Source organism: Tunturibacter psychrotolerans (genome assembly GCF_040359615.1).
Lineage (GTDB): Bacteria > Acidobacteriota > Terriglobia > Terriglobales > Acidobacteriaceae > Edaphobacter > Edaphobacter psychrotolerans.
Genome location: NZ_CP132942.1, coordinates 2,793,773 through 2,815,888, shown reverse-complemented (window position 1 = coordinate 2,815,888; position 22,116 = coordinate 2,793,773). Strand labels below are relative to the sequence as shown.

The window sequence follows — 22,116 nt, the reverse complement described above, 5'->3', positions numbered from 1 at the left end:
TCACAGAGTGACTGTGAACGGCCATTTTTATGGTCGGTTTTCGTAACGCATGGTAAAGTGAGCATCCCGGCCCCTAAAGGAGATTTCATAAATGAAGAGAGATTTCGCTCTTGCTGTCTTGGTGTGTGCCTTGTGCGGTATCTCAGCTCATGCGCAAATTCTTGCTGCCGCTGCTGGTGTCGACGCTGACGACTTTGCTTACTCTGGAGATAAAGGTCCGGGCTTCTGGCCGGAGTTGCACGGCAAAGACGGGAAAGAGTTTTCGGCGTGCGCTCAGTCGCCTTCTGCCCGACAGTCGCCGATTGATATTGAAACAGTGGTTGAAGACCCGGCACTTCGGCCTCTGGATGTCAGCTTTGTCGAGGCGCCATTCGTGATGAAGAATCTGGGTTTCACCATTCAGGCTACGCCTGCGTTCGGGAGTTCTTTGACCCTGGATGGACGCAACTATTCTCTCCTCCAGTTTCACTTTCATACTCTCTCGGAACATACTGTGGCGGGCAAGCATGGCGTGATGGAAGTGCACTTTGTCTTCAGGCACTCGGATACGGATTTTGCAGTGATTGGAATGCTGTACAGGGTTGGAAGGTCGAACGCGTTCCTCAAAACCTTAATTGATGCCGGTCTACCTGAAAAGACAACGTCAGCAGAGGTCACGGTAAAACCAAATCTCGAGAAGGCGTTGACCGATTCATCGCAATACTTCACTTATCCCGGATCTCTTACGACGCCGCCCTGTAGTCCGGTGGTGACGTGGCTGGTTTTGAAGCAGTGGGCAGAGCTGTCGGCGGAGCAAGCTGAGATGTTCCGCAAAATTCTTGGGAATGATTTCCGTCCGCTTCAAAGCCCAAACAATCGAGTAATACATGCGACCCTGAGGCGATGGCCTTTTGATGTGGGCCAGCCGTAAACCACTCGATAAAACTGCACTATTCGATAAGTCTGCACTACTCGACGGGGAGTTTGGCGTTGTAGCCATCGCGGGCTATGACTGAGTATTTTTGGGGCTTGCCTTTTTCGTCCTGCATGCGGAGGGGGTGGCCTTCGTTGTCGACCAGAAGAACTTTGACCTTGCGGTAGGTGCCGTCGTTCTTGTTGTTGGTGGGGCGGTAGGTGAGGATGTACTCGTTGCGTATGGATTGGTTGATCTGGGAGAAGATGTCGGGGAGCTCGCCCTGAAAGATTGGGGCGAAGCTGAGGCCGCCGGTCATCCTGGCGAAGGTTTGTAACTGATTTTGCGCCTGAAGGTAGTCGAGTTCGCGTGGGCCGCCACCGCCACGCATTTCATTCAGCATGGCCCCGGTGCTGATGGTGAAGATGGTGATGTTCTGGGTGCTCTTAACTTTGGCCAGCATCTTGTCGAGGGTGAGCTTGGAGAAGGTGTCGCGGCCGGAGCCGATGAGGATGATGTACTTGCGGCCTTCGATTCGGCTGGTGCGGTCGAGGGTCTCGTAGAGGGCATCGAACATGTCCGTGTCGGAGAAGCCGGGGATGACAAGCGAGGAGAGCGACTGGGCGATGAGCTCTTTATTGTTGGTGAAGTCGGTGAGGATATGGGTGCGGAGGTCATAGGTGACGACGGCTATGTAGTCGTCGGGGCGCAGGGTGCGGAAGAAGCTGTAGGAGGCGTTGCGCATGTCGTTGATGAGGTAGTAGCTGTTGGCGGCGAACTCGAGCAGCATGACTGCTGTGATGGGCGTCTGGGTGGTGCGGACGCTGGTGATGGTCTGGGGGACTCCGTCTTCGAGGATGAGGAAGTTGTTGGCTTTGAGGCCCGGGACGAACTGGTGAGTCTTGTCGAGGATGACAGTGGCGTCGATGTTAACAATGGGGACGTCGACGCGGAGGGAGAAGGTCTCGTTGTCGGGATTCTTGACCTTGGGGGCGACGGGAGCGGGAGGCGGCGGGGGCTCGTCAGCCTCCTTCTTTTTCTTGAGGACGATGGTGCCGTTGTCGGTGTCGGGACCGGCGTCGTCTGGGGACGGAGGGGTGGGTTTGGTTTGCTGGGGCGGTGCTTGGGCGGGGGTGTCCTGGGCGTAGGCGGTGGGCAAGGTAAGGACAATGGAGCAGGAGAGAAGGAGAAGGATGCGGGCCCTGAGATGCGGAAGGATTGTCATCATCTGAAACTTTACTCCGAATGTTGGACGGGTTTTCGTTGCCTATGGTGAGTAGGTGCTTAAGGCTAAATGTTTGTTGATGAGTTTACGGTTGATGCTGGCTGGATGGTCTCCCGGATGGAGGCCCAGCCTGTGGGGCTTGCAGGGTACTCGACGTAGACGACCATGGAACGTCCTTTGAAGATGGCGGGTGGGCCGCCCGTCTTGGAGACACTTTGGATGGTGAAGAGACTCATTTCTACGGCAGTGCCTTGGTTGAAGAGAATGGTTTCGGGGGTGTTTTCGAGGAATTCCAGCTTGAAGGATCGAAAGGTGCTTTGGAGATCTGCTTTCAGGGCTTTAATCCCAACGATGTAGTTCTGGTAGGCGAGAGCCTTGATGACCTCGGGGTGATGGTACGCGAGGATTTCTTTGACATCGCCTTTTGCGAAGGCGGAACGAATCGCTTCGCCGGTTTTACGGAGTGACTCTCTTTGCTCGGGAGAACCCTGGAACTGATTGGCGGATGGCTTCGATTGAGCGTCGCCGGTGGAGAACAGAATGGAAGGCGCGGCACAGCAGGCGGCAGTGAGGAGCTGTCTCCGGTTCATAGGTGTCTCAATATTCGCATAGAGTACGGGGGATCGCCGTTGATGAGAGCGTTCTAGTACTCTGTAGACGTGATGGCTGCGGTAAAGACTCGGTTGTGGATGGTTGGCCTGGCAATGGGCGGGATGTTGGGGAGTTCTGTGCTGGCGGATGGGGCTCGGGCGCAGGTTCAGACAGTGAGTGGGGAGGGGTGGGCTGCAGTGCCGGTGCCTTCAGCTGCTCCGGCGGTGACGAAGTTTTTTCCTCTGGCTGAGGTGAAGCGGGGGATGCGGGGAGTCGCTTATACGGTGTTCGAAGGGGTAACCCCGGAGCCGATGCAGGTGGAGATTCTGGGGCTTTTGCGGGATGCGCTGGGACCGGGACAGGACATGATTCTGGCGCGGCTGCATGGGGACAAGCCGGAGTATACGGGCGTGGTGGCGGGAATGAGCGGAAGCCCGGTTTACATTGACGGGCGGCTGGTGGGTGCGTTGAGTTACCGGATTGGGCAGTTCAGCAAAGAACCGATTGCGGGGATTACGCCCATTGAGTCGATGCTACAGGTGCGAGATGAAGATGGCTCGGCAGGGATGAGGCTGGCATCTGTCAGCAAAGAGTTTGAGGGGCAACCGGAAATGCGGGCGATAGAAACTCCTCTGGTGATGGGTGGGTTCAGCCAGGAGACCGTGGAGCGGTTTGGCGACAGGTTCCGGGCGATGGGGTTAACGCCGGTGGTTGGGTTGGGTGGCGCGGACTCTGCTGCGGTGCAGCCGGAGCCGCTGGTGCCGGGGAGTGCGGTGAGCGCGGTGCTGGTGCGGGGCGACCTGTCGATGGCAGGCACTTGTACCGTGACTTATGTGGATCCGAAGCGGCTGCTGGCTTGCGGTCATCCGATAACGCAGTATGGGCCGGTGGATATGCCGATGACGAAGGCGACCGTGCTGGCCTCACTGGCGTCGCCGCTGAATGCGTTCAAGATTATCAATACGACGGAGACAGTGGGAGCGTTTACTGAGGATCGGGCGTCCGCGATTATGGGGCGGTTTGGGATAGAGGCGCGGATGATTCCGGTGACGGTAGAGGTTGTGCCTCCTCCAGCGGATAAGGGAGTAAAGGCAGAGGCGAAGACGCTGCACTTTGAGGTGCTGGATAACCGGCAACTGACACCTTCGGCGATGCTCGTGTCGGTGTATCAGAGTTTGCAGACGAATAATACAGCGGCGGAGGAGTTGAGCTATCGGCTCTCGGGCGAGATCGATGTTAAGGGTCTGCCGACGGTGCGGATGCAGGGGTTGATGGCGCAGAATGAGTTGAACCCGGCGACGATCAATGCGGCGCTGCTGGTGAACGACCGCTTCAGCAAGGTTTATGGGAATGCGCTGGATCAACCGGTGGTGACAGGGGTCAGGCTGAAGGCGGAGGCGATTCCGGCAAGGATGACAGCAGTGTTGGAGTCAGCGCGATTGAGCAGGATGGAGGTGCGAGCGGGGGACGAGATTGAAGTAGAGGCGATGGTGCATCCGTACCAATCCGAGGCGCGGATGGTGCGAGTGAAGATGAAACTGCCCGAGGATTTGGCCGCGGGGACGATGCGGGTAGTGGTGAGCGATGGCGCGACGGTGGACCGATTGACGACGAAGATCGGGGCGGAGCGATCCATGGGGCTGACCGATACGGTGGCGGCGTTGAACAGGATGCATGCGAACGACCGCGTGTATGTGACCCTGCTGGATCATGCGACCCAGGGGGTGCTGGAGGGGGAGGCTTTGCCGGAGATGCCGTTGTCGATGGCGAATGTTTTCGAACCGTTAAAAGACGCTCAGAAGATGCAACTAACGGGGGAGAGTGTAGTTGCTGCCGGGTCGACCGATGCGGGGTATGCTGTGAGTGGCTCTCAGGTGCTGAACATGATTGTGAAGTAGCACGGTGAGGAATACGGTAGAGATCTTGTTACACGATTGTTGCAATGGTGCGATTAGCGGGTGGATGATTTTTTTGCTCGGGGTGGTGTTGTAGCATCAAAGGGTAGGCGCGGCGGTCAGGTTCCGCGCTAAAAGGAAAGATTTCGAATGAGTGAAATTCATGGCTTTGCGGTGCACGCAGCCGGTGCACATTTACTGGCGTACAAGTATGATCCGGGCGAGCTGGAGACCCATGAGGTGGAGATCAAGATCTCGCATTGTGGCGTGTGCCACAGCGACGTACATCTGATCGATAACGATTGGGGGATCAGCAAGTATCCGTTTATTCCGGGCCATGAGATTGTGGGAACCGTTGTGGGGGTTGGCTCGGGGGTGAAGGACCGTACGATGGGTGAGAGGGTCGGAGTCGGTTGGCAGGCAGACAGCTGCGGAATCTGCGAGTGGTGCCGGCAGGGGCAAGAACATTTGTGCGCGAAGTCGCAGCCTACTTGCGTGGGTCGGAATGGAGGATTCGCCGATAGAGTTCGGGTAAACTCGCGGTTTGCGATTCCAATTCCGACATCGCTTGAGAGCGAAAACGCGGCTCCGCTAATGTGCGGCGGAATTACAGTTTATGCTCCGTTGATGAACTATGGCGTGCGGCCCTCGTCGCGTGTGGGAGTCATTGGAATTGGTGGCCTTGGGCATCTCGGGGTGCAGTTCGCAAAGGCATTTGGCGCGGAAGTGACGGCGTTTTCGACTTCGAAGGATAAAGAAGCGGAGGCAAAGGAGCTGGGGGCGCACGAGTTCGTAAATACGCGGGATACGGGCGCGTTGAAGAAGGTGGCAGGGTCGTTTGATTTTCTACTTTCGACTGTGAGCGCCGACCAGGACTGGCAGGCCTATGTGAGTGCGCTGCGTCCCAAGGGCACTTTTTGCATCGTTGGCGCGTCTCCTTCGCCGCTGCAGATCCAGGGAGCGTCGTTGATTCACAGCCAGAAGGCTATTGCGGGTAGTAACACCGGTAGTCCGCATGAGCTGAGCGAGATGCTGAGTGTAGCGGCGCGGCATGGAGTAAAAGCGGTCACCGAGAAGTTTGCGATGGCGAAGGCGAACGATGCCGTGACAAAAGTAAAGAAGAACCAGATTCGGTATCGGGCTGTCCTGACGAACTAAGTCTTAATGGATTGCAAGGAATGGGTTAATGCGGTGCTTCCTGCGGCGAGGTCCCGGACTCCACGGAGGTTTCGCCGCTGGTAGTTACTGGGATTCTTTCTCGGAGCAGCATCCTTCTAATTCGTTTCGAAATATCGATCGGGTGGAGAAACGAAGCGGCTGTCAGATTGACTGCGGCTTTCAGATAATTGCCGTCGAGGAGATGCTGTCCAGCGATGCGGGTGTGAAGTTTCCATAGACCTAGTCGACGGCGTTGAAGCCTTGCACGGATATTTCCGGGCAACTGGGCCAGAAATTCCTCGAAAGAGAGTTCGGGAAGATTCTGAACTCGACGACGGTGTGAGTCCTTGGTCCAATATCTCTTCTGCTGCATCTCAGAGAAGACTCTGTAGGTGCTGGCGTCGCGATGGAATCGATAGGCAACCAGAAGCTCACATATCACCAGTACCTGTCCTTTCTCGGCAAGACGGCACTCCAGGTCCCAGTCATCGACGGGATAATATCGCTCCCGGAATCCACCGATCTCGCGCAGAGCCGAGGTACGAGCCAACATGGTAGAACCGAGAAGACAACCATCCTTTATTGGATCATAGACTCTGACACAGTTCGTCGGCGTTAGCTTATCTGAGTTTGTCCACGAATGTTTCTCGCCGATCTTGGTGTTGTAAGCGAACATGCCAAGAGCTTCGGGATATGTATCCGCCACCGTCATCTCGCGATCCAATCGATGCGGAAAGCTGATGTCGTCCTGGTCACTACGAGCAATGTATTCGCCACGAGCTTCTTGTATGCCCCGATTCAAAGTGGAGCAAAGCCCTACATTCTCCTGCTGCATCACGCGTATCCGCGGGTCTGAAAAGGACTTGATGATTTTGACGGAGTTGTCTGTGCTCCCGTCGTCGATTACCAGAAGCTCGAAATCTTTATAAGTCTGAGCGAGCAGAGAAGTTAGTGTCGCACCTAGATGAGACGCTCCGTTGTAGACGGGAACCAGGACAGTAACTCGTGGCATTTAGTCTCCTTGAAGGAAGACAAGGCAATGGGTTTATCCATGTGCGGCAATTATTCCAGATCCTCCTCCAACTGCAGAGGCGACTCCGTTCTCCGCTTGCTTTTTAGCTTGAATAGGTTCTTGAAAAGGATCTTAGCCCAAGAAATGTTGAATGCCACACAAAAAACAAGCGTCACCCGAATTGATTCTTCAACGAAGTACCTGTCAAGACGAAGTGCTTTAGACTCAGGATCAGAATGATGCGACGAGTGTTGGTTACGGGATTGGCGGTGGGGTGTTCCCTGCTGTCCGGGTGGGTGAGCGCACAGGGTACGAAGCTGTGGAGCGTTGAGCGCTACGACGAAATGGAAAAGGGCAACGCTGAGGGGGTGGCTATCCGCAGCGATGGACGGCTGGAGCCAGGACCCGCGACTTCCCTGATGTATGAGAGCGGGAAGAGCTACGCGTGGTCACTGGCCAGCGATGCTGCCGGGAACAGCTATGCGGGGCTTGGGGGTTCGGCGGCAGGGTCGGCATTGGTCATGAAGGTGACACCCGCGGGTAAGGCGACGCAGATCTTTGCGGGGAAAGAGCTGGCGGTTCAGGCGGTTCGTGTCGCGGCTGACGGAAGCGTGCTCGCGGCGACATCACCGGATGGGAAGGTGTATCGGATTCCAGCGGATGGAGGGCCAGCGGCTGTTGTGTTCGATCCGGCGACGACGGAGGAGAAGCCAAAGTATCTGTGGGACCTGGCTGTGGGAAAGGGTGGCGAGGTGTACGTTGCGGTGGGCGCTCCGGCGGTAGTGTACCGAGTGCCCGCGGGGGGTGGTAAGGCAGAGGTGTTGTTCAAGACTGCAGACCAGCATATTCGGTGTTTGCTGCTTGGCGCGGATGGGACGCTGTGGGCCGGGTCGGATGGATCGGGTGTGGTGTACCGTTTTGCGACAGAGACAGTGGGTGCGAAGCCGTTTGCGGTGTACGCTGCGGGACGACGCGAGATTACGGCACTGGCCATGGACGCCGCGGGGAATGTTTATGCGGCCGGGGTTGGGACGAAGGGACACTCGACACTTCCACCGTTGCCGGTGACGGGTGGCGTTGGGGTGACGATTACGTTTGTGCAGCCAGGGTCTTCGACGGCTGCTGGCGCGAATACGCTGGTGCCAGACGGGTCGGAGATATACAGGATTGCGCGGGACGGCGCTCCGCAGAAGCTCCTGACGTTGAAGGATGATGTGGTGTACGCGCTCACGGTACGAGATGGGAGCCTGCTGGCGGCTACGGGAAATCGAGGCCGCGTGTATCGCGTGGATACGGATGGTAGCGGACGCTTTACCGATATCGCTCATTTGGAGGCGTCACAGGGGATGGCGTTTGCCGCAGTGAAGGACGGTCTACTGATCGCAACCAGCAATAGCGGGAAGGTGTTTCGACTGGGTGATGCGGTTGCGACCGGGGCGACGTATACGAGTGATGTCTTCGATGCGCAGAGTTTCTCTCAGTGGGGTCGTGCCGAGGTGAGGGCCGGCGCGCCAGCGGGGTTCGATCTGTTTGTGCGGAGCGGCAATGTCGAAAGTCCTGTGATGGGTTGGAGCGAATGGGTAAAGGTTGGACCGGGTGGGAATTTCACGGTTCCAGCGGGACGGTTTGTGCAGTGGAAGGCAGTCCTACGGCCGAGCGGCACGGTGGATGCGGTGGCGCTGAATTACCTCCAGCGTAACCTTGCGCCGGTGGTGGATGAGGTGTTGGTGCAACCGGGAGCGCGGGTAGCGGCGGTTACTCCGGTCGCGGCGAATGCGACGGTACAGGTGGTCTTCCCTGCTGCTGCAGGAGCGGCACCGGTGAACTTTTCGCCGGATGCGAACTCTACTCCGCTGACTGCGCAAAAGGATAAAACCGCTGTAACGGTTCGGTGGATGGCGCATGATGACAATGGTGATGACCTGATGTTTGCTGTGTGGTATCGCGGGGTGGGTGAGGCGAACTGGCGGCTGTTGAAGGACAAGATCTCGGAGAAAGTTTACAGCTTCGATTCGGCTTTATTGCCGGATGGCAGCTATGAGGTGAAGGTGGTGGCAAGCGATGCGCCAGACCATACGGACACGGAGGCTCTGACAGGAGAGCGTGCGAGCGAAGTGTTTGTGGTGGATACGACGCCGCCTGTTCCAGGAGTGCTGACAGCGACAAAACAGACTCTCTTTGAGCAGAGTGGTCCGAACAAAGCCGCCTCGATTTCTATTCATGCGACGTTCGAAGCGCGAGATGCCACTTCGCCAATCGCTCATGCAGAGTACTCGATTGATGCAGGACCGTGGCAGTATCTTGAGCCGGTAGGAAAGGTCTCAGATTCGTTGGCGGAGCGCTATGACTTTACGGTGGCTGTGCCTGCCTCAGCTTCGCCCGTGACCGATGCGAAGGAGCACGTGCTGGCGGTGAGAGTGTACGACCGGTATGAGAATGTGGTGGCTGTGAAGGCGGTTGTGCGGTAATGGCGCTGCGTGACTGGTTCCCAAAGTATGGGCAGGATGTGGTGCTGCTGGCAGTTGACCTCGTCGGGACGTTTGTCTTTGCAGTAGAGGGGGCGCTGGCCGGAATTCGGGGCGAGCTTGATCTACTGGGGCTGCTGGTGGTGTCGTTTGTTACGGCGCTGGGCGGGGGTACGGTGCGGGATTTGTTGATTGGCGCGGTGCCTCCGAACAGTATTCGCGATTGGAGATATGGAGCGACGGCGTTTGCGGGTGGGGCTGCGGTGTTTTGTTTTTTTCCGTCGTTTCAACATGTGCCGCAGCAGTTGTTGATTACGCTCGATGCGGCGGGGTTGGCACTCTTTGCGATGGCGGGTGCGGGGAAGGCGCTGGAGTTTGGAATCAATCCGATGATTTCTGTACTTATGGGCGTGCTTACTGGTGTGGGCGGTGGGACGATTCGTGATGTGATGATGGCGCGGGTGCCAGGAATTTTGAATACGGATATCTATGCCTCGGCTGCGCTGGTGGGAGCGGCGGTGATGGTGATTGGCCTGGCGCTGAAGGCGCCTCGACCGATTGCGATGACCGTGGGTGGGGGTTGTTGTTTTGTGTTGCGCATGGTGGCGGTGGCGAAGCATTGGAATCTGCCTAAGGTGATGGCGCATTAAAGCTGCGTGTCCTGTCTGACAGGCCCACTTCGCGAGGAGCGGTCACTTCGTGACTTTATACCTTGTTGAGGCGGGTCAAAGGCGGGGGCCTGGCGTTGCTCGGCGCTCGATGAATGTGAATAGTAAGCTGGGATTCGATGCGATTTGAATTTTTTATTGCGGCGCGTTATCTGCGGGCGAAGCGGCGACAGGCTGTGGTGGGAGTGATCACGGCAATTTCAGTGATTGGTGTTGCGGCTGGAGTTGCTTCCCTGATCATTGCGTTGGCAATTACGAACGGGATGCGGAGGGACTTGCAGGAACGGCTCGTAGGGTCAACCTCGCATGTGGACCTGATGCGCGTGGCGGGTGATGGTATACGCGACTGGAGGTCGTTGCTGGAGCGGCTTCGCGGTGTACCGCATGTGGTGGCGGCGGCTCCGGGATTGTATGGGCAGGTACTCATTTCGAAGGGGGCCCGGAGTGGCGGCGGGCTGGTGAAGGGGGTGATTCCGGCAGACGAGAAGACCGTAGGAGATCTGCTGCAGAACGTGGTGCAGGGTTCGGCATCGGCGCTGGAACCGTTGGCTCGGAGGGCGACTCCTTGCGCGGATGGAACGGGTCCTCGAAATGACTGCGGGAGCGCTGTGTCGCGGGAGATTCCGCCGATTGTGATTGGGCAGGATATGGCGGACACGCTGGGAGCAAAGGTTGGGGATGGGGTGCTGGTTACGAGCCCTCAGGGCGAGCTGACACCGCTGGGGCTGGTCCCAAAGTATGAACGGTTTCAAGTGGCAGGAATCTTTAAGTCGGGGTTTTATCAGTATGACTCGAGCTACGCGTTTCTTCGGTTGGCGGATGCGCAGAGTCTGTTTAGTGAGCCGGATCTGATTTCCGTGATCAGCTTCAAGGTGGATGATCTTTATCACGCTGATCGCGTTGGTCGGGTGATTGAAGATGCGGCGGGTAAGGGGTTTCAGACGACGAACTGGATGGAGCAGAATCGGGAGCTGTTCCGTGCCTTGAAGCTGGAGCAAGTAGTGACGTTTATCGTGCTGGCGCTGATTGTTTGCGTGGCTGCGCTGAATATTCTGATTGCCCTGACCATGATGGTGATGGAGAAGACCCGCGATATTGCGGTGCTGATGAGCTTTGGGGTGAGGGCGGATCAGGTGCGGCGGATTTTCTTGATGCAGGGGTTGCTGATCTCGGTGATCGGAACTGTGTTGGGGTTGATTCTTGGGTATGGATTGAGTTGGCTGGGTGGGCACTACCGGTTTATTCGGCTAGATGCTGCGGTTTATTCGATTGACTATCTGCCGTTCGCTCCGCGAGTTTGGGATGCGGTGATTGTGGCCGCTGTTTCGTTGGGTGTGAGTCTGATTGCTACGATTTATCCAAGTGTGAGCGCGGCGAAGGTGCTGCCGGCGGAGGCTTTGCGATATGAATGAACCGAGATTGAAGTATGGGCAGCTGGCGCCGAATGGGCTGGCGAAGATGACGGCGCTGGAGCACTACCTGAATACGGAGACGGGGCTTGAGGCTTCGTTGCTTGGGTTCGTTCGGTTGAAGATTTCGTTGATGAATGGGTGTGAGTATTGCGTTCGTGTCCATACGGCTGAGTTGAAGAAGATGAATGAGACCAAGAAGCGAGTGGCAGATGTTGGGGATTGGCGTGGGTCGGAGGCTTATACGAAGCGAGAACGGGCGGCGCTGGCGTGGGCGGAGGGGGTGACGAATATTCAAGAGGGACATGCTCCTGATGCCGTGTATGACGAGCTACGGGAACACTTCGATGAGGTTGAGACGGTGAATCTTACTTTGGCGATTACGACGATGAATGCGTGGAATCGCATTGCTATCTCACTGGGGAGGGGTCCGGAACAGGAATCTTCAGGGCAGGGTGTCGCGGCGCTCACGGGCGCGACTGAACCGGGCGGGGTGAAGGGCTGATGGATCCGAACGAGGGGGATGTCAGGTTTGAGAATGAGGGCACGCTGGAGCCGCTGCCGGTGGTGCGGGAGCGCACGGTCGTGATGCGTGCGGTGGGACTGACGAAGACGTATGAGGCGGTTGCCGGAAAGAGTGGTTCGGGGCGAGCGGGGCTGGAGCTGTTTCGTGAGTTGGACCTGAAGGTACATGCGGGAGAGATGGTCGCTATTGTTGGTGAGAGCGGCGCGGGGAAGAGTTCCCTGCTGCATCTGTTGGCGGCGCTCGATACGCCTACGGCTGGAGAGGTTTGGTGCGGGGAGACCCGATTGAGTTCGTTTACGCCAAAGCAGGCTGCGGAGTTTCGCAATCGGGACGTGGGGTATGTATGGCAGTTTCATTATTTGCTGCCGGAGTTTACGGCGCTCGAAAATGTTGCGATGCCGCTGCTGGCTCGTGGGATGAGACGGATAGAGGCGTTGGAGAAGGCGCGTTTCTGGTTGGCCGAGGTGGGGCTTGCGGATCGGGGGGGAAATCGCTCCGGTGAGTTGAGCGGAGGGGAGCAACAGAGGGTGAGCGTGGCGCGGGCGCTGATAACGGAACCGAGACTGCTTTTGGCAGACGAACCAACGGGTGATCTGGATGGGAAGACTGCGGAGGCGGTGTTCAGCTTGATTCAGCGTCTGCATGAGGCGCATGGGCTTACGAGTGTCCTGGTGACGCACAATCTGGAGTTTGCGGAACGATGTGACCGGGTGTTAAGGCTGCGGGAAGGTAGACTCACGGACGGGCGAACGATGGGAGATCGTCGCGTTCAAGCTGAATAGGTCCACCGAGCGAACCCAGTGGCTGCTCGACACTTTCGTGAGTCAAGAGAGATGAATTTAGCCATTTTTTCAGGTCCTTCAGGCTCGAAAAAGTCATCCAACAGATCAAGAAAGCGTGATTGCGTATACAGTGCACCCAATTTGGTGCTGGTTTTGCACAGGCCACGTCTAACAAGAGTGCTAAGTTATGCATAACTTTCGAGTGATTTCGAATATTTTGTGCATACGACTACACTAAGAAGTAGTGGGATGGATGCTTCGTAGGTTGAAGTAGCCTGAGTTGTCTCCGGGAGTGAGCGGCACGGAGACGGTTGTTGGGACCAACGGCGCTATGCGGCCTTCGGGCTGGATGGTGGTCGGCTTGAAGGGGATATATGTTCGAACGCTATACGGAGAAGGCGCGGCGGGTGATCTTTTTTGCCCGCTATGAGGCCAGTCAGTTTGGGTCGCCTTACATCGAGACTGAGCATCTTCTGCTTGGGTTGCTGCGTGAGGACAAGGCTTTGACCAACCGCTTTTTGCGGTCGCACGCGTCGGTGGAGTCGATACGCAAACAGATTGAAGGGCATACGACGATTCGGGAGAAGGTATCGACCTCGGTCGATCTGCCACTGTCGAATGAATGCAAGCGGGTGTTGGCGTATGCGGCGGAAGAGGCAGAGCGACTCTCGCATAAACATATCGGGACAGAGCATCTGCTGCTGGGACTGCTGCGGGAAGAGAAGTGCTTTGCCGCAGAGATTCTGCAGGAGCGTGGATTGCGGCTGCCGGCGATTCGCGAAGAACTTCAGCGGACGACGCAGGAGAAGGCGCCTTCTTCGAGCGGAAGCAAGGGACAGCGCGGCGAACAGAGTATGCTTGCGGAGTTTTCCCGGGATCTGACGCAGTCGGCAATGGACCAGCAGCTGGATCCGCTGGTTGGGCGCGATAGCGAAGTTGATAGGGTGATTCAGATTCTGTGCCGACGCACGAAGAATAATCCGGTGTTGATTGGTGAGCCTGGAGTGGGTAAAACGGCGATTGTTGAAGGCCTGGCACAGAAGATTGCCGATGGCGAGGTGCCGAGCTTCCTTGCCGACAAGCGAGTGCTGGCGCTGGATCTTTCGTTGATCGTTGCGGGCACGAAGTATCGCGGGCAGTTTGAAGAGCGGCTGAAGACGATCATGAAGGAGCTCATGGAGAATCAGAACTCCATTGTGTTCATCGATGAGTTGCATACTCTGGTTGGGGCCGGGTCTGCAGAGGGTTCGCTCGATGCTGCGAATATTCTGAAGCCGGCATTGAGCCGCGGCGAGATTCAGTGCATTGGCGCGACGACGCCCGCAGAGTATCGGAAGTCAATTGAGAAGGACCGCTCGCTTGAGCGCAGATTCCAGGCGGTGAAGGTTCCTCCGCCGAACGAGGAAGATGCGATCAAGATCATCATGGGGATCAAAGAGAAGTACGAGAAGTTCCACGCGGTGAGCTATACCGACGACGCGATCACGTTCTCGGTGTCGCACTCCAGCCGGTATATTCCGGATCGTTTTCTGCCGGATAAGGCGATCGACTTGATCGATGAGGCGGGTGCTCGCGTGAAGCTGCGGCAGACCTCGATGCCTGAGGAACTGACCGAGGTGCAAAAGCGGATCAAGTTCATCGTGCACCGGATGGAGAACGCGATTGCGAATCATGAGTTCGAGAAGGCGAGGTTCTACTCGGATGAGGAGCGCAAGGAGCGGGAGAATCTACGGGCTCTGCGAGACAAGTATCACCTCGATGACTCTTCAGCGGGGATTGTAACCCGCGGCGATATCGAAGACGTTGTGAGCCGCTGGACCGGCGTGCCGATTACTTCGCTGAAGGAAGAGGAGACGCAGCGGTTGCTGCGCGTTGAGGAAGAGCTGCACAAGCGCGTGATCTCGCAGGATAAGGCGATCTCGGCGCTGGCGCGGGCGATTCGACGGTCGCGTGCCGGGTTGAAAAATCCTGCTCGGCCGATTGGAAGCTTCCTGTTCCTTGGGCCTACGGGCGTGGGTAAGACGGAGATGGCGCGGACGCTGGCGCAGTTCCTGTTTGGCAGTGAGAAGGCGCTGATTCGCTTTGATATGTCGGAGTTCATGGAGAAGCACTCCGTGAGCAAGTTGATCGGTTCACCTCCGGGCTATGTGGGCTATGAAGAGGGTGGTCAGCTCACCGAGCGCGTGAAGCGGAATCCGTACTGCGTGGTGCTGCTGGACGAGATTGAGAAGGCACATCCGGATGTGTTCAATCTGTTGCTGCAGGTCTTTGAAGACGGGCAGTTGACAGACGGCCTGGGTAACACAGTCGACTACAAGAATTGCATAATCATCATGACTTCGAACATTGGAGCGAAGCATCTGCAGAAGCGGCAGGGGCTCGGCTTTCAGAGCGAGAAGGAAGACATGGTGTTGGACAAGATGGAAGAACTGGTGCGAGGCGAGGTGAAACGGACCTTCAATCCAGAGTTCCTGAATCGTCTGGACGAAATCATCATCTTCACGTCGCTTTCGGATGCGGACTTGATGCAGATTCTCGAGCTGCTGGTGCAGCAGTTGAACGCGAACCTGGTGCACAAGGCGATCACGATCTCTGTAACCGACGATGCCAAGAAGTGGATCATCGAGAAGACGGCGTCGGATCGGAGCTATGGTGCGCGACCTTTGCGTCGAGCGCTACAGCGGTTTGTTGAGGATCCTCTATCAGAGGCCCTGATCGGCGGCGGGATCGTTGAGCGTCCAGCGTTTCTTGAGGTTTACATGGAGAACAACAAACTGTTCTACCGTCCAATCTCTGCCGATGGCGAGGAGAAGGTGGCTGGGCTTGAACTGACTACTGTTTAGGTCTGGAAAATGGTAGATGAAAAGCCCCGGCTACTTCGCCGGGGCTTTTCATTTGGAGTCTTGACTTATCGCGAAACATCCCGGAAAGTTCCGGGATGTTCGCGTTCCAGAGAAGGCAGATTGGTACAGTGAAAAACTCTAAACCAGAGATTGAGCAGTTTTGACAGCACTGTTGACGGCGTCGCCTGCCTTATCGACGGCGTACTCTACCTGGCCCTTGGTGCGTTTGATGGCCTTCTGGGCCTCGTCGCTGAGGCGCTCGGCTTGAGCCTTAAGGTAGTTGCCCGCGTCCTCCAGATAATCACCAGCGTCCTCCGCTCTCTTGCGGATCTGCTTGCGAGTTTTGACTCCGGTTTGGGGAGCATAAAGGAGAGCGATTGCTGCCCCAGCGGAAACTCCAATTCCGAAGGCGAGCCAGTAGTTCTTTGCACTCATTCGAATACCTCGTGCGAGATTTTGCTTCTCTGATAGGTTGGATTCGCAGGGGTGGTATTTGGTTGGTTGCTTCTTGATATTGCGAAGCGTTTGAAGCAGTTACGAGGAATCTTTCAAGGTAATGGCGAAGCGGCTCCCTGATTTTGTATGTGCTGCGAGGACTCAGGAGCGGCACGCTACATTGTGGAAGAGGTGAGTGATGAGAGACGTTGTAATCGCGCTTGTTTTTCTTGCAATGATCGTGGGGCCTGCATTTTTTGCCTTAGACGTATTCGGTGAGAAGAACCAGCTTTAAACAGAGAGTCCGGCCAGTTCCCTCGCCCGTAGAAAGACGCGAGTGAACATCACGCGGTCCAGGCGACCCGTGTTGGTGTTACGCAAAGATGGGTGGTAGGTGGCGAGAAGATGCAGGCCATTCGGTAGAAGATATTCGGCTCCGTGCGAGAAGTGGTAGTCAGATTTGCGGGTGATGACGCCAGTTTGCAAGAGAAAGGCCATATATCCATCGAAAGCAATCTTTCCGAGGCACACCACGACGCGCACGCGCGGGAGGGCCTGGATCTCGTGGGCGAGGTGGGTGCCGCAGTTGCGAATCTCTTGCGGGAGGGGCTTGTCGCCGGGCGGGGCGCAGCGGACGACGGAAGCGATCCACGCGTGACGCAGCTTGAGGCCGTCGTCGCGGGTGACAGCACGAGGCTTGCTGGCAAGCCCGAGTTCGTGGAGAACCGGATACATGAAGTCGCCGGAGCCGTCCCCGGTGAATGGACGGCCAGTCCGGTTGGCTCCATGAGCACCTGGGGCGAGACCGAGGATCAGGATTCGGGCTCGAGGATCGCCGAAGCCGGGTACAGGGCGTGACCAGTAGGTCTGGTCGAGGTAGGCCCGGCGTTTGGTTTCGCCGATACCACGACAGTAATCGCGAAGGCGTGGGCAGCGCTCGCAAGTGATGATGGTTTCGCGAATCTGCAGCAGGAGTGGGGACGTACTTTGTGTGTTGGCTGGCGTCACTTTTCTAATGATAGTTGGAGGCAGACGGTAGTGACGATGGGTGCGTCAAACAACTAAGTAGAATGATGTCGTATGTCACGACGGGAATAGGCGGGAAGTTGGAAGATCCGAGACTGAGCAGGATGTATTGGGCGCTCCTGAAGGAGTGGGCCGCTAAGCGTCGCCGAAGCATATGGCATGTGGCGGTGATGCGCTCCGGCATGCTGACTATGCTGGTTTTGACGGTGCTGCTGGCGGGTTTGGCCTTTGGATGGCGAACCCACAGATTGGGACAGTTTGCGATGCTCAAGAAGCAGCTTCGAGCTAAGCCGAAGCAGGATGTTCTGTTTCGTCCGGGTGGGCAGGAGGTCATCAAACTGCAGCGCACGCAGATGATAGGTGGAAGCGGCCCCGAGTTTCTGTCGGCTACTCTACTGCCGGGGCGTGGGATGAACATGCTGCAGATTTCGGCTTATCTTCCACAGAAGGGCGAGGTGAATCTGCTCGCCTCGCCGCCATTGAGCGAAGCGACGGAACAGTTGAGCGGCGGTGGGGTGGATGCAACAGGAGCAAAGAGCCTGGCGATGGGCGCGGCGATTGAAACGCCCTGGGCAGGCCGTCTCTCGGGGACGCGGACACCGGATGGGGCGGACCTGACGGCTGTATGGCGAGGAGCTCATTTGAACCTGCCGACGAGCGTGAAGGATAGCTATGGGCTGGACGGGGCGGTAGCCGCCGGCGGCCTGCTGCTGAAGGAACCCTCCACCTCGGTAAATACGAATATTATGCCGGATGGAGGAGAGGCAAGAGCAACGTTTCGGCCCGGGAATTTTGATGGCCACTGGCTCTCGCAAACGGAGATTACTACGACCGTCGAGCTAAGCGGGCGGCTAATTGAGATGCGGATCGTCGCCCATAATATCGGCGATACCGCGGAGCCGATCGGGATTGGTTGGCACCCAAGGTTTGCCATTCTTAGCGGACATCGCGGGCAGATGATTCTGCGGCTGCCGGAGGGGCTGCGAGCGGAGGTGAAGGATCGCCGCACCGGTGAACTGAGTGGGCGCCTCCTGCCGGTTACGGGAACCGAGTATGACTTTACAGGCCGGAATGGAGCCAAACTGGGCGCCTTGAACCTCGACGACAGCTTTGTGCATTTGAAGCGGGGCATGATGGCAGATGGACCGGTGGCAGAGTTGCGCGATCCGGAGAGCGACTATGGGCTGCGAATCACCGCGACGTCACCCGCCATCAAGGCCTTGCAGGTGTACGCTCCGCTCGATGGATCGTTTATTTCGATCGAGCCGCAGTTTAACTACGATGATCCCTTCGGGCGAGAATGGGCCAAAGAGGAAGATACCGGGATGGTGGTGCTGCAGCCGGGGCAGTCAACCCAGTGGAGGATTCGATTAGAGATATTCTCCCTGAGTTCGGCCTCGCCGGAGCACTTTTAGTGCAGCTTTTCCGTGGATTGAACTGGTTGGATTGCGGCTTCCGGTCGGCCGGGAGACAGTGAAAGATGGCGTGAGGTTTGACCCCCTCAGTCCCGGACTCGTACAGTAGATAAGAGGCGTGGATCGCGCTCGTCAGGGTATCGGCGACGGTGCGGCATAAACAGACGCTGACTGGAAGGCATGGATTTGACCCCGACTGAGATGACAGAGACAAATGAGACTGCAGAGTTGCAGCCAGAAGTAGCGAATACCCACGACCATGAGCATCATGACCACGCTCACGACCATGAGCATGCACATCAGCACGCGCCTGCCCTGAACCCGGAACTGACCCGAGAGATTGAGGTAGAGGTTGGAGCGGATGAGGTGTCGAAGAGCTTCAAGACCGTGGTGAAACGGTACCAGAAGCTGGCAAGGATCCCTGGCTTTCGCGCAGGCAAGGTACCGGAGACGCTGGTGCGATCGAAATTTGCCAAGGAAGTTCGGCAAGAGGTTCTGGAGAGCCTGGTGTCGGAGCGTTTCCGTAAGGCGATCGACGAACAGAAACTTCGCCCCGTGTCAGAGCCACAGTTGCTCGACCTGCAATTATTCGATGGACAGCCACTGAAGTTCAAGGCCGCGTTTGAAGTCGCTCCTGAGATCAACGTTGCGGGCTACGACAGTGTTTCGGTGACGAAGCCTGAGGCTGCGTTGACTGATGAGGAGTACGCCGCGGAGTTGGCCCGCGTGCTGGACAGCCACGCGACCGTTGAGCCGGTTGAAGAAGATCGGCCGCTGGTGGATAGCGACTGGGCGGAGATCCAGTTCCGTGGCGATATTAAGGATCTGGCGCAGACGGTGACCGAGGATGGAGTCGATAACGCTTCGACCAAAGAACCGATTACGGGCGAGAATGTGCTGATCGAGATTGGCGGGAAGAATACACTGGCTGCCTTCAACGAAGCGCTACGCGGAGCGAAAGCTGGTCAGGAGCTGAAGTTCGAAGTGGAGTATCCAGCAGACTTCGGCGAGAGGCGTCTTGCAGGACAGACAGTGAGCTACGACGTGACCGTGAAGGGCATCAAGCATAAGAGCTTCCCTGAGCGGGATGCGGAGTTCGCCAAGCAGTTGGGCAACTACGAGAGCTGGGATGAGTTCGAGACGAAACTGCGCGAGCATGCGTCGGATCGCAAGAAGAGCGCCCTCGAGAATGCCGCGAAGGACAAGATGCTCGGAGAATTCATCGAGAAGTTCCAGTTCCCTGTTCCGGAGGCGTTCGTGCAGCAACAGATCGAGGCACGGCTGGATCGCGGGCTGCGTGCGCTGGCTCAACAGGGCATGAAGGTTGAGGATATGCGCAAGCTGGACTTCCAGCAGTTGCGCGCCTCTCAGCGCGATCTCGCGGTGAACGAGGTGAAGGTCTCGATGATCCTCGACCGTATCGCCGAGGTAGAGGGTGTCACGTTGAGCGAGGATGATTTGGAGCGCGAGCTGTTGTTGCTCTCGATTCAATCGCGTGAGCCACTGGAGACCCTTCGTGACAGGCTGTCTAACGATGGCGGCCTGGACCGGATTCGCGAGCAGATGCGGCGCGAGAAGACTGGAAGCGTGCTCTACGAGAAGCTGGCTTCGTAGAGTGAAGTTGTCGGATTGCTAACGGACAGAAAGAAAGAGAGTGTTATGGGACTAGTACCGATGGTGATCGAGCAGACGAGTCGGGGCGAACGCGCCTACGACATTTACAGCCGTCTGCTGCGGGACAACATCATTTTTCTGGGCACACCGATCGATGACAATATTGCCAATGTGATCATTGCGCAGATGCTGTTTTTGAGCGGCGAGGACCCAGAGAAGGACATTCAGCTCTACATCAACTCGCCAGGTGGATCGATCACAGCCGGCTTGGCGATCTATGACACGATGCAGTACATCAAGAACGATGTGGTGACTTTCTGCATTGGGCAGGCTGCCAGCATGGGCGCGTTTTTGTTGATGGCGGGCAAGAAAGGCAAGCGATTTGCCCTACCGAATTCGCGAATCCTGATCCATCAGCCTTCGATGGGCGGGCTAAGCGGTCAGGCTACCGATATCGACATCCATGCGCGAGAGATTCTGCGGATTCGCGAGATTACCAATAAGCTGATGAGCGCCAGCACAGGCCAGACGCTGGAGCGGATTGAGCGAGATGTGGAGCGCGACTTCATTATGACGGCCGCGCAGTCCAAAGAGTACGGGATCATCGACGATATCATTGACCGGCCTCGCACATAACTATGGCACTCGTATTGCAAGAGCCCGGACCAATGGTTCGGGTTCTTGCGTATATGACCATTTCGGGGTACTGTGGTGCACCCTCGAACCATGCTTTGTAAGTTGAATCGGGTGTAAACTTAGAGTAAGACTTTGTTGCGCGCACGACTCAGGAGTAGTCGCATCTATGAAAACTTCACGGGGCTCAGACGAATCTCTTCGCTGTTCTTTCTGCCACAAATCGCAGGACGCCGTTGCCAAGCTGATCTCATCTCCTTCGGACTATCCACGGGCTTATATCTGTGATGAGTGCGTCGCGGTTTGCAACTCGATTCTGGAAGACGATCGCACCGAGACGCAGCCCGGCGCCGCGCCGGCCCATCTGCCTAAACCTCAGGAGGTAAAGGCTTTTCTGGATGAGTACGTCATCGGGCAAGACCAGACGAAGAAGAAGCTCGCAGTGGCTGTCTACAACCACTACAAGCGCATTCAGATGAACAAGACCCGCGGCAACGATGTGGAACTGGCGAAGTCGAATATTTTGCTGGTGGGACCGACGGGGTCCGGTAAGACACTGCTGGCACAGACGATGGCCAAGATGCTGGATGTGCCGTTTGCGATTGTCGACGCCACCACGTTGACTGAGGCGGGATATGTGGGCGAAGACGTTGAGAACATCATATTGAAACTGCTGCAAGCCGCAGACGGCGATGTGCAGCGTGCGCAGAGCGGGATCATCTACATCGACGAAATCGACAAGATCGGACGCAAGGATGAAAACCCCTCGATTACCCGTGACGTTTCAGGTGAGGGAGTACAGCAGGCCCTGTTGAAGCTGTTGGAGGGGACGGTTGCCAATGTCCCACCCCAGGGGGGACGGAAGCACCCCCACCAGGAGTTTACTGCTGTTGACACGACAAACATTCTCTTCATCTGCGGAGGAGCATTTGTTGGCCTCGAGAAGGTGATCGGGCGACGGATTGGCAAAAAGGCACTGGGGTTCAAGGCAATTGCCGATCCCGACGCGAAAGATGGAGATGTAACGCCGATCCGGGCTCAGCGAGATGCAGAACTGCTGCGTCAGGCAGAGCCGCAGGATTTGTTGAAGTACGGGTTGATTCCTGAGTTTGTCGGCCGGTTGCCAGTGCTCGGGATCCTAGACGAGTTGGATGAGGTGGCCCTGGTAGAGATTCTGACAAAGCCGCGCAATGCTATCTTGAAGCAGTATACGAAGCTATTCGACTACGAGGGTGTAAAGGTGATCTTCACCGAAGAGGCTGCGCGAGAGATCGCTCGTGAGGCCCTGCAGCGGAAGGTTGGAGCGCGCGGTCTGCGGATGATTCTGGAAGAGTTGATGCTGGATCTGATGTATTACGTTCCTGGCAACAAGAAGGTCAAAGAGCTCTCCATCACAGCGGAGATGGTGAAGAAACACAGTCTGACTCTCCCGATGCTATTGGAAAAAGCAGGTTAAGGGAATGCGCGGTTATGGAGCGCGGATTGCTAAGTACTGTTGTGTTTAGTTCATTTTCTTTCGATGTTCAG

The 22,116-nt window shown here is 56.8% G+C and carries 18 protein-coding genes; 13 read left to right on the top strand and 5 right to left on the bottom strand.

Annotation, left to right across the window (positions count from 1 at the left end; translation table 11 throughout):
• The first annotated feature begins 91 nt into the window (after window positions 1-91).
• Complete coding sequence (locus tag RBB77_RS11670) at window positions 92-910, top strand: carbonic anhydrase (protein WP_353061929.1); 819 nt, start codon at window positions 92-94, stop codon at window positions 908-910.
• 37 nt (window positions 911-947) lie between these two features.
• Here RBB77_RS11670 and RBB77_RS11665 read toward each other — a convergent pair whose 3' ends face one another.
• The gene (locus tag RBB77_RS11665; RefSeq protein ID WP_353061928.1) at window positions 948-2,120 is read right to left on the bottom strand and encodes a VWA domain-containing protein; all 1,173 of its coding nucleotides are present in this window, start codon (window positions 2,118-2,120) and stop codon (window positions 948-950) included.
• Window positions 2,121-2,182: 62 nt separating this feature from the next.
• On the bottom strand, window positions 2,183-2,707 hold the full coding sequence (locus tag RBB77_RS11660) for a YybH family protein (RefSeq protein WP_353061927.1): 525 nt from the start codon (window positions 2,705-2,707) through the stop codon (window positions 2,183-2,185).
• A gap of 72 nt (window positions 2,708-2,779) precedes the next feature.
• On the opposite strand from RBB77_RS11660, the gene RBB77_RS11655 reads away from it, so the two are divergent.
• The gene (locus RBB77_RS11655; protein WP_353061926.1) at window positions 2,780-4,606 is read left to right on the top strand and encodes a SpoIVB peptidase S55; all 1,827 of its coding nucleotides are present in this window, start codon (window positions 2,780-2,782) and stop codon (window positions 4,604-4,606) included.
• 147 nt (window positions 4,607-4,753) lie between these two features.
• Window positions 4,754-5,761: an NAD(P)-dependent alcohol dehydrogenase gene (locus tag RBB77_RS11650; protein WP_353061925.1), complete on the top strand. Its 1,008-nt coding sequence runs from the start codon at window positions 4,754-4,756 to the stop codon at window positions 5,759-5,761.
• A 25-nt stretch (window positions 5,762-5,786) separates the two neighbouring features.
• Here RBB77_RS11650 and RBB77_RS11645 read toward each other — a convergent pair whose 3' ends face one another.
• Complete coding sequence (locus RBB77_RS11645) at window positions 5,787-6,773, bottom strand: glycosyltransferase family 2 protein (RefSeq protein ID WP_353067561.1); 987 nt, start codon at window positions 6,771-6,773, stop codon at window positions 5,787-5,789.
• A gap of 236 nt (window positions 6,774-7,009) precedes the next feature.
• On the opposite strand from RBB77_RS11645, the gene RBB77_RS11640 reads away from it, so the two are divergent.
• The 6 genes from RBB77_RS11640 to RBB77_RS11615 all read left to right on the top strand — a co-directional run bounded on the left by RBB77_RS11640 (window position 7,010) and on the right by RBB77_RS11615 (window position 15,466).
• Window positions 7,010-9,241: a hypothetical protein gene (locus RBB77_RS11640; protein WP_353067560.1), complete on the top strand. Its 2,232-nt coding sequence runs from the start codon at window positions 7,010-7,012 to the stop codon at window positions 9,239-9,241.
• Entirely contained in the window at window positions 9,241-9,888 is a 648-nt protein-coding gene (locus tag RBB77_RS11635; RefSeq protein WP_353067559.1) for a trimeric intracellular cation channel family protein, read from the top strand. The genes RBB77_RS11640 and RBB77_RS11635 overlap by 1 nt, the downstream gene beginning before the upstream one ends.
• 137 nt (window positions 9,889-10,025) lie before the next feature.
• Window positions 10,026-11,318 carry an FtsX-like permease family protein gene (locus tag RBB77_RS11630; RefSeq protein WP_353067558.1) on the top strand — a complete coding sequence of 431 codons (1,293 nt, stop codon included), beginning with the start codon at window positions 10,026-10,028 and terminating at the stop codon, window positions 11,316-11,318.
• Entirely contained in the window at window positions 11,311-11,820 is a 510-nt protein-coding gene (locus RBB77_RS11625; protein ID WP_353067557.1) for a carboxymuconolactone decarboxylase family protein, read from the top strand. The genes RBB77_RS11630 and RBB77_RS11625 overlap by 8 nt, the downstream gene beginning before the upstream one ends.
• Window positions 11,817-12,623: an ABC transporter ATP-binding protein gene (locus tag RBB77_RS11620; RefSeq protein ID WP_353067614.1), complete on the top strand. Its 807-nt coding sequence runs from the start codon at window positions 11,817-11,819 to the stop codon at window positions 12,621-12,623. The genes RBB77_RS11625 and RBB77_RS11620 overlap by 4 nt, the downstream gene beginning before the upstream one ends.
• Before the next feature lie 374 nt (window positions 12,624-12,997).
• A complete protein-coding gene (locus RBB77_RS11615; RefSeq protein WP_353067556.1) occupies window positions 12,998-15,466 on the top strand; it encodes an ATP-dependent Clp protease ATP-binding subunit in 2,469 nt (822 codons plus the stop codon).
• Between the two features lie 138 nt (window positions 15,467-15,604).
• On the opposite strand, the gene RBB77_RS11610 is transcribed toward RBB77_RS11615, so the two are convergent.
• Both RBB77_RS11610 and RBB77_RS11605 read right to left on the bottom strand, forming a co-directional pair.
• On the bottom strand, window positions 15,605-15,901 hold the full coding sequence (locus RBB77_RS11610; RefSeq protein WP_353067555.1) for a YtxH domain-containing protein: 297 nt from the start codon (window positions 15,899-15,901) through the stop codon (window positions 15,605-15,607).
• A 291-nt stretch (window positions 15,902-16,192) separates the two neighbouring features.
• Window positions 16,193-16,909: a uracil-DNA glycosylase gene (locus RBB77_RS11605; protein WP_353067554.1), complete on the bottom strand. Its 717-nt coding sequence runs from the start codon at window positions 16,907-16,909 to the stop codon at window positions 16,193-16,195.
• Window positions 16,910-17,031: 122 nt separating this feature from the next.
• Between RBB77_RS11605 and RBB77_RS11600 the strand changes: the two genes are divergently transcribed.
• From RBB77_RS11600 to clpX, 4 genes are all read left to right on the top strand, one after another.
• Window positions 17,032-18,342: an aldose 1-epimerase gene (locus RBB77_RS11600; protein WP_353067553.1), complete on the top strand. Its 1,311-nt coding sequence runs from the start codon at window positions 17,032-17,034 to the stop codon at window positions 18,340-18,342.
• Window positions 18,343-18,543: 201 nt separating this feature from the next.
• Complete coding sequence (gene tig, locus RBB77_RS11595; RefSeq protein WP_353067552.1) at window positions 18,544-19,956, top strand: trigger factor; 1,413 nt, start codon at window positions 18,544-18,546, stop codon at window positions 19,954-19,956.
• A 15-nt stretch (window positions 19,957-19,971) separates the two neighbouring features.
• Window positions 19,972-20,592, top strand: coding sequence for an ATP-dependent Clp endopeptidase proteolytic subunit ClpP (gene clpP / locus RBB77_RS11590; protein ID WP_256369948.1), 621 nt, complete (start codon window positions 19,972-19,974; stop codon window positions 20,590-20,592).
• Between the two features lie 166 nt (window positions 20,593-20,758).
• Window positions 20,759-22,045 carry an ATP-dependent Clp protease ATP-binding subunit ClpX gene (clpX, locus tag RBB77_RS11585; protein WP_183980311.1) on the top strand — a complete coding sequence of 429 codons (1,287 nt, stop codon included), beginning with the start codon at window positions 20,759-20,761 and terminating at the stop codon, window positions 22,043-22,045.
• Window positions 22,046-22,116 lie beyond the last annotated feature (71 nt).

Excerpts from the sequence above, each read along its gene's own strand:
- RBB77_RS11670 (WP_353061929.1), top strand. The coding sequence starts at position 92 with ATGAAGAGAGATTTCGCTCTTGCTGTCTTGGTGTGTGCCTTGTGCGGT.
- RBB77_RS11665 (WP_353061928.1), bottom strand. The coding sequence starts at position 2,120 with ATGATGACAATCCTTCCGCATCTCAGGGCCCGCATCCTTCTCCTTCTC.
- RBB77_RS11660 (WP_353061927.1), bottom strand. The coding sequence starts at position 2,707 with ATGAACCGGAGACAGCTCCTCACTGCCGCCTGCTGTGCCGCGCCTTCC.
- RBB77_RS11655 (WP_353061926.1), top strand. The coding sequence starts at position 2,780 with ATGGCTGCGGTAAAGACTCGGTTGTGGATGGTTGGCCTGGCAATGGGC.
- RBB77_RS11650 (WP_353061925.1), top strand. The coding sequence starts at position 4,754 with ATGAGTGAAATTCATGGCTTTGCGGTGCACGCAGCCGGTGCACATTTA.
- RBB77_RS11645 (WP_353067561.1), bottom strand. The coding sequence starts at position 6,773 with ATGCCACGAGTTACTGTCCTGGTTCCCGTCTACAACGGAGCGTCTCAT.
- RBB77_RS11640 (WP_353067560.1), top strand. The coding sequence starts at position 7,010 with ATGATGCGACGAGTGTTGGTTACGGGATTGGCGGTGGGGTGTTCCCTG.
- RBB77_RS11635 (WP_353067559.1), top strand. The coding sequence starts at position 9,241 with ATGGCGCTGCGTGACTGGTTCCCAAAGTATGGGCAGGATGTGGTGCTG.
- RBB77_RS11630 (WP_353067558.1), top strand. The coding sequence starts at position 10,026 with ATGCGATTTGAATTTTTTATTGCGGCGCGTTATCTGCGGGCGAAGCGG.
- RBB77_RS11625 (WP_353067557.1), top strand. The coding sequence starts at position 11,311 with ATGAATGAACCGAGATTGAAGTATGGGCAGCTGGCGCCGAATGGGCTG.
- RBB77_RS11615 (WP_353067556.1), top strand. The coding sequence starts at position 12,998 with ATGTTCGAACGCTATACGGAGAAGGCGCGGCGGGTGATCTTTTTTGCC.
- RBB77_RS11610 (WP_353067555.1), bottom strand. The coding sequence starts at position 15,901 with ATGAGTGCAAAGAACTACTGGCTCGCCTTCGGAATTGGAGTTTCCGCT.
- RBB77_RS11600 (WP_353067553.1), top strand. The coding sequence starts at position 17,032 with ATGTATTGGGCGCTCCTGAAGGAGTGGGCCGCTAAGCGTCGCCGAAGC.
- tig (WP_353067552.1), top strand. The coding sequence starts at position 18,544 with ATGACAGAGACAAATGAGACTGCAGAGTTGCAGCCAGAAGTAGCGAAT.
- clpX (WP_183980311.1), top strand. The coding sequence starts at position 20,759 with ATGAAAACTTCACGGGGCTCAGACGAATCTCTTCGCTGTTCTTTCTGC.